Annotated in this window: 4 protein-coding genes and 1 rRNA gene; all 5 read right to left on the reverse strand. The window is 55.7% G+C overall.

What is annotated here, in order from left to right; translation table 11 throughout:
• Positions 1–13: 13 nt before the first annotated feature.
• The 5 genes from aceK to rrf all read right to left on the reverse strand — a co-directional run bounded on the left by aceK (position 14) and on the right by rrf (position 6,283).
• Positions 14–1,741, reverse strand: a complete 1,728-nt coding sequence (gene aceK, locus QQF33_RS05970) for a bifunctional isocitrate dehydrogenase kinase/phosphatase (protein ID WP_285150614.1) — start codon at positions 1,739–1,741, stop codon at positions 14–16.
• Between the two features lie 106 nt (positions 1,742–1,847).
• Positions 1,848–3,152: an isocitrate lyase gene (gene aceA, locus QQF33_RS05975; RefSeq protein ID WP_095280303.1), complete on the reverse strand. Its 1,305-nt coding sequence runs from the start codon at positions 3,150–3,152 to the stop codon at positions 1,848–1,850.
• 32 nt (positions 3,153–3,184) lie between these two features.
• Positions 3,185–4,786 carry a malate synthase A gene (gene aceB / locus QQF33_RS05980; protein ID WP_285157542.1) on the reverse strand — a complete coding sequence of 534 codons (1,602 nt, stop codon included), beginning with the start codon at positions 4,784–4,786 and terminating at the stop codon, positions 3,185–3,187.
• 271 nt (positions 4,787–5,057) lie between these two features.
• Positions 5,058–5,987: a homoserine O-acetyltransferase MetA gene (gene metA / locus QQF33_RS05985; protein ID WP_285157543.1), complete on the reverse strand. Its 930-nt coding sequence runs from the start codon at positions 5,985–5,987 to the stop codon at positions 5,058–5,060.
• 180 nt (positions 5,988–6,167) lie between these two features.
• A 5S ribosomal RNA gene (gene rrf, locus QQF33_RS05990) occupies positions 6,168–6,283 on the reverse strand.
• Between the last annotated feature and the right edge of the window lie 6 nt (positions 6,284–6,289).

Below are 6,289 nucleotides of genomic sequence, written 5' to 3' on the forward strand. Positions count from 1 at the left end.
CCGCCACCCGGCATTACATCGCGTATCGAATGCTAAAACGCTGCCGCCTGCGGTAGGCGTACACATCTTCCACATAACCCTTTTTAATGCGGGTTTGCAGGCTGCGCCAGTAGTCGGCGCGGAAGAGATCCTCGTGCATCTCTTCGAATAAGGGCCCGATGCGCGGGTCGGCGCACAGCCAGTGGCGAAACTCCTCCGGGAAAACATCGCCCGGCGAGACGCTGTACCAGGGTTCGCTGGCGAGCTCATCTTCCGGGTAGCGCGCGGCCGGGATATCGCGGAAATTCACCTCGGTCATATAGCAAATTTCATCGTAGTCGTAGAACACCACGCGGCCGTGCCGGGTCACGCCAAAGTTTTTAAACAGCATATCGCCGGGGAAAATATTGGCCGCGGCCAGCTGGCGGATGGCGTTCCCGTACTCTTCAATCGCATCGCGCAGCGCCTGGCCGTCCACCTGCTCCAGCCAGATGTTGAGCGGAACCATACGGCGTTCAATGTAGAGATGGCTGATGGCAATCTTATCGCCCAGATCGGTGATTTTTCCCGGCGCTTCCTGCATCAGCAATGCCATGAGTGCTGGGTCGATCTGCTGCTTATCCAGCACAAAATTTTCGAACTCCTGGGTATCGGCCATGCGCCCGACGCGGTCGTGCTCTTTAACCAGCTGATAGCAGGCGCGGACGTGGGCTGCCGTCATCTCTTTCTGCGGGGCGAATTTATCTTTGATGATCTTAAAAACGCGATCAAAACCGGGCAGCGTAAACACCAGCATCACCATCCCGCGAATACCGGGTGCTTCGATGAACTGCTCGTCGGTGCGGGTGATGTAGTGCAGGTATTCGCGATAACTCTCCGTTTTCGCGTGTTTCTGACAGCCAATCGCCATGTACAGTTCGGCGGTGGTTTTGATCGGCAACAGCTCTCGCAGCCACTCAACTAGCGCGGCGGGATGCGGGGCATAGACCATGAAATAGGAGCGGGCGAAGCCAAAGACGATGCTCGCCTCGGCGCTGGTCGTCAGGCAGGCGTCGACAAAGAGTTCACCATCATCCGTACGATGGATCGGCAGCAGAAAGGGGATTGTGGCCGTGGGCGAAATCAGTTTCCCGACCAGCCAGGCGGCTTTGTTACGGAAAAAGAGCTCATTAGCTACCTGCAAATGGCTGCGCTGGAGCACTTCTGCGCCGAAGGTTTCCGTCAGATGAGCGACGATGTAACCCACATCGCGCGCCTTGTTTTGCCACGGCAGACGCAGGGGTAAATCTGAGAGCATTTTGCTTAACAGGCTTTCCCAGCCGTGCTCCGGAAAGAAATCCTTCGCCAGCGGGCGCGGGATCGTACGGAAGCGACGCTCAGGCTGAGAGCTGAAAATAAATAACCGCTCAGGAGATAGCGAGCGGTGGTCAAATAACCGGCAATAGACGGAGTTGAAAAAGCTCTCCGCAATCTCGAAGCGCGGGTAATCCGGCAACAGATGGGTGTAGTGTTCTTTCACACGGAGCAGGAAATCCGCGTCGGGGCTTTTACCGTCGGTGATACAGCGCAGTTGTTCCACCACCAGACCGACGTGATGGTCATAAAGGTGGATACGCTGCTTCATCGCCTGCTGAACGGCGTGCCAGTCGGCGTGTTCAAAGCGCTGCTGCGCGCCAGAAGTCACTTCCAGAAAACGGCCATACTGCGCGTCAAAGCCCTGCAGGATGGTTTGTGCAATCAGTAACTCCAGGCCACGCGACATGCTTTTTTCCCCACCATGATGCGGGTATCGCCGGATGGCGCATTCGCTTATCCGGCCTACGGAACCCTGTAGGCCCGGCAAGCGGAGCGCCGCCGGGCAATCAGACTCAGAACTGTGACTCTTCCGTCGACCCCGTCAGCGCGGTCACGGAAGACGCGCCACCCTGAATGATGGTGGTGACTTTGTCGAAGTAGCCTGTGCCCACTTCCTGCTGATGAGAGGCGAAGGTGTAGCCCTCTTTGCTCGCCGCAAATTCCGGCTGCTGCACTTTTTCCACATAGTGTTTCATGCCCTCGCCCTGCGCGTAGGCGTGGGCCAGGTCGAACATGTTGAACCACATGCTGTGAATGCCCGCGAGGGTGATGAACTGGTATTTGTAGCCCATCTCTGACAGCTGCTGCTGGAAGCTGGCGATGGTTTTATCGTCCAGATTCTTCTGCCAGTTGAACGACGGCGAGCAGTTGTAAGCCAGCAGTTTGCCCGGGTATTTGGCGTGGATCGCATCGGCAAAGCGTTTTGCCAGCGCCAGGTCCGGCGTCGAGGTTTCACACCACACCAGGTCGGCGTACGGGGCATAGGCCAAACCGCGGCTGATAGCCTGCTCAATCCCCGCATGAGTGCGGTAGAACCCTTCGCTGGTGCGCTCGCCGGTGATGAATTCGCTGTCATACGGGTCGCAGTCGGAGGTAATTAGATCTGCCGCATCCGCATCGGTACGGGCGATAACCAGCGTCGGCACGCCCAGCACATCCGCCGCCAGACGTGCGGCGACCAGCTTCTGAATCGCTTCCTGCGTTGGGACCAGCACTTTGCCGCCCATATGACCGCATTTCTTCACAGACGCCAGCTGATCTTCAAAGTGAACAGCCGCTGCACCGGCTTCGATCATGGATTTCATCAGCTCAAACGCATTCAGCACGCCGCCAAAACCTGCTTCGGCATCGGCCACGATCGGCAGGAAATAGTCGACGAAACGCGGATCGTTCGGTTCGATTCCGGACGCCCACTGGATCTGATCCGCACGGCGGAAGGTATTGTTGATCCGATCGACCACCGACGGCACCGAGTTCGCCGGATAGAGCGACTGATCCGGATACATACTCGACGCCAGGTTGGCGTCAGCCGCGACCTGCCAGCCGGAGAGATAAACCGCTTCGATACCCGCTTTCGCCTGTTGCAACGCCTGACCGCCGGTCAGTGCGCCGAGGCTGTTGATGTACCCTTTTTTCGATTCGCCGTGCAGCAGACGCCACATTTTTGCGGCACCGAGCTGCGCCAGCGTGCATTCCGGGTTGACCGAACCGCGCAGTTTCACCACTTCCTCTGCGCTATACGGGCGGTTGATGCCTTCCCAGCGCGGTTGAGTCCACTCTTTTTGTAATTCTTCGATTTGTTGGGTACGGGTTTTCATGTGCAGATGCTCCATATTGTTATGTGGTGGGTTCAGGCCAGCAGGCGGTAGCCGGGCAGCGTCAGGAAGTCGATGAGTTCTTCTGAGGTGGTAATTTGTTCCATCAGGCGGGCGGCATCGTCGAAACGGCCACTGCTGAAGCGGTGTTCGCCCAGCTCGTCCTGAATCACCAGCATCTCTTCGGCGAGCATCTGGCGGAACAGGGATTTGGTCACCGGTTTGCCGTTATTGAGCGCTTTCTGGTGGTGGATCCACTGCCAGATGGAGGTACGGGAGATCTCCGCCGTGGCGGCATCTTCCATCAGGCCGTAAATCGGGACGCAGCCGTTGCCCGAGATCCAGGCTTCGATGTACTGAACGGCCACGCGAATATTGGCGCGCATACCGGCTTCGGTGCGTTCCCCCTCGCAGGGCATCAGCAGCTGTTCAGCCGTAATCGGGGCATCGTCGTCGCGGGTGACGAACAGCTGATTTTTGTTATCGCCCAGCACGCTGTTAAAGACGTCCATGGCGGTGTCTGCAAGGCCTGGATGGGCAACCCAGGTGCCGTCGTGACCATTGCGGGCTTCCAGCTCTTTGTCCGCTTTGACTTTAGTCAGCACCTGATTGTTGCGCTCGGCGTCTTTGCTCGGAATGAAGGCCGCCATGCCGCCCATCGCGAACGCGCCGCGCTTGTGGCAGGTTTTGATCAGCAGTCGCGAGTAGGCGCTGAGGAATGGCTTATCCATGGTGACTGCCTGACGATCGGGCAGGACGCGGTCCGGGTGATTTTTCAGGGTTTTGATGTAGCTGAAGATGTAATCCCAGCGCCCGCAGTTCAGGCCGACGATGTGATCGCGCAGGGCGTGCAGGATTTCGTCCATCTGGAACACGGCCGGCAGTGTTTCGATCAGCAGGGTGGCTTTGATGGTGCCACGCGGCAGATTGAACCGATCTTCCGTATAGCTAAAGACTTCGCTCCACCAGGCGGCTTCCTGCCATGACTGCGTTTTTGGCAGGTAGAAATAGGGGCCACTGCCTTTTGCCAGCAGGCTTTTGTGGTTATGGAAGAAGTAGAGGGCGAAATCAAACAGGCTGCCGGGAATGGCTTCGTTGCGCCATGTGACGTGTTTTTCCGGCAGATGCAGGCCGCGCACGCGGCAAATCAGGACCGCCGGATTGGGTTTGAGCTGATAGATTTTTCCGGCTTCGTTGGTGTAGCTGATGGTGCCATTGACCGCATCGCGCAGGTTGATCTGCCCCTCGATCACTTTACGCCAGTCCGGCGCCAGCGAATCTTCAAAGTCGGCCATAAAGACTTTTACGTTGGCATTCATGGCGTTAATCACCATTTTGCGCTCAACCGGGCCGGTGATTTCGACGCGGCGATCCTGCAAATCCTGCGGAATGCCGCGAATTTTCCAGGTGGACTCGCGAATGGAAGCGGTTTCCGAAATGAAGTCTGGCAGCTTACCGTGGTCGATGTCCTGCTGCTGCTGGATACGGGCGGCCAGCAGTTTATTGCGCTTTGGTGCGAAGCGCGTCACCAGCTCTGTCAGAAACTCGACGGCATCTGGCGTCAGAACCTGCTGTTCCAGCTCACCATGCGGTTGGTTAAACGCCAGTTCATCGGCGGTCGTTGCCTGTTGATTCATTTCTCTGCTCCTCACCAAAGATCCAAAAAAGAGTCCCCCATCGCGAGCGAAAGATCGTTGCGTAGTTTTCGCTCAGCAGAATTAAGACTATCCATTATTCTTCCAAAATCAAAAACAATTTCCATTTTAATTATAAAATGCAAATATCTTATTGATTATATTGAGATTAAAAAAAGAGCAGATGATGAGTATGGTTTCGGAAATAAAAAAGGCACCCGAAGGTGCCTGATCTGGAATGCTGAAACGCTTTAGGATCGTTCTGGGCAGGAGATTACTCCAGCGTTGGATTCATGTGGCGCAGATCGTATGGCGTGATCTGGTAGACGTAATAGTTGAGCCAGTTAGTAAAGAGCAAATTCCCGTGGCTGCGCCAGGAGGCTCTGGGTGTGTTTTGCGGATCGTTTTTAGGGAAATAGTTGTACGGAATTTCCGGGGTTAGTCCCGCTTCCAGATCGCGGAAAAATTCGCTCGCCAGGGTGTGGGCGTCGTACTCAGGATGACCGGTGACAAAGGCGATACGTTTGTCTTTGCTGGCGAACAGATAGGCATCGCCATCTTCCGTTTCGGCCAGGATCTCGAGATCGGTGTAATCACGAATCAACGCGGCCGGGAAGTCCGCATAGCGCGAGTGAGGCGCGAGGAAAAAGTCATCAAAACCGCGCGTCAGCAGCGCATGCGGATGAAGAATATGGTGTTCGTAGACGCCTGACAGCTTATCCGCTCGGGTTTGTTTGGGAATGCCGTAGAGAATATTCAGAGCCGCTTGTACCGCCCAACAGACAAACAGCGTTGAGGTGACGTGATCTTTCGCCCACTCTAGGACCTGTTTGATCTGCGGCCAATAGGCCACATCGTTGAATTCGACCAGACCCAGCGGCGCGCCGGTGACGATCAGGCCATCGTAATTGTCGTTACGGATATCTTCGAAGTTACAGTAGAAGTTGTTCAGATGCTCGGAGGGCGTGTTACGCGATTCACGGGCATCAATGCGCAGCAGCTGAATATCTACCTGCAGCGGCGAGTTGGAGAGCAAACGGAGAAACTGGTTTTCCGTCTCGATCTTCTTGGGCATCAGGTTGAGGATAAGTACCTTCAGAGGGCGAATTTCCTGACCTGTCGCGCGCGAGGCCTTCATTACGAAGACGTTCTCTTCACGCAAGAAATTAACGGCTGGTAGCTCGTCCTGCACCCTAATCGGCATAACCTTATATCCTCACAGCATACGTATAAACGTTTAGACATCCAGATAGCTGACAATAACCAGGAATCGGGCGAATGTCGAGTCTGTAAGAGGAAGGTGAGAAAGTTTCACGGAGGATTTTGAGAAAGGACAAAAACGCAAAAAGGCCATCCTTGCGGATGGCCTCTTCACTTATTTGATGCCTGGCAGTTCCCTACTCTCACATGGGGAGACCCCACACTACCATCGGCGCTACGGCGTTTCACTTCTGAGTTCGGCATGGGGTCAGGTGGGACCACCGCGCTAAAGCCGCCAGGCAAATT

It is taken from the genome of Lelliottia wanjuensis, assembly GCF_030238365.1.
Classification (GTDB): Bacteria; Pseudomonadota; Gammaproteobacteria; order Enterobacterales; family Enterobacteriaceae; genus Enterobacter; species Enterobacter wanjuensis.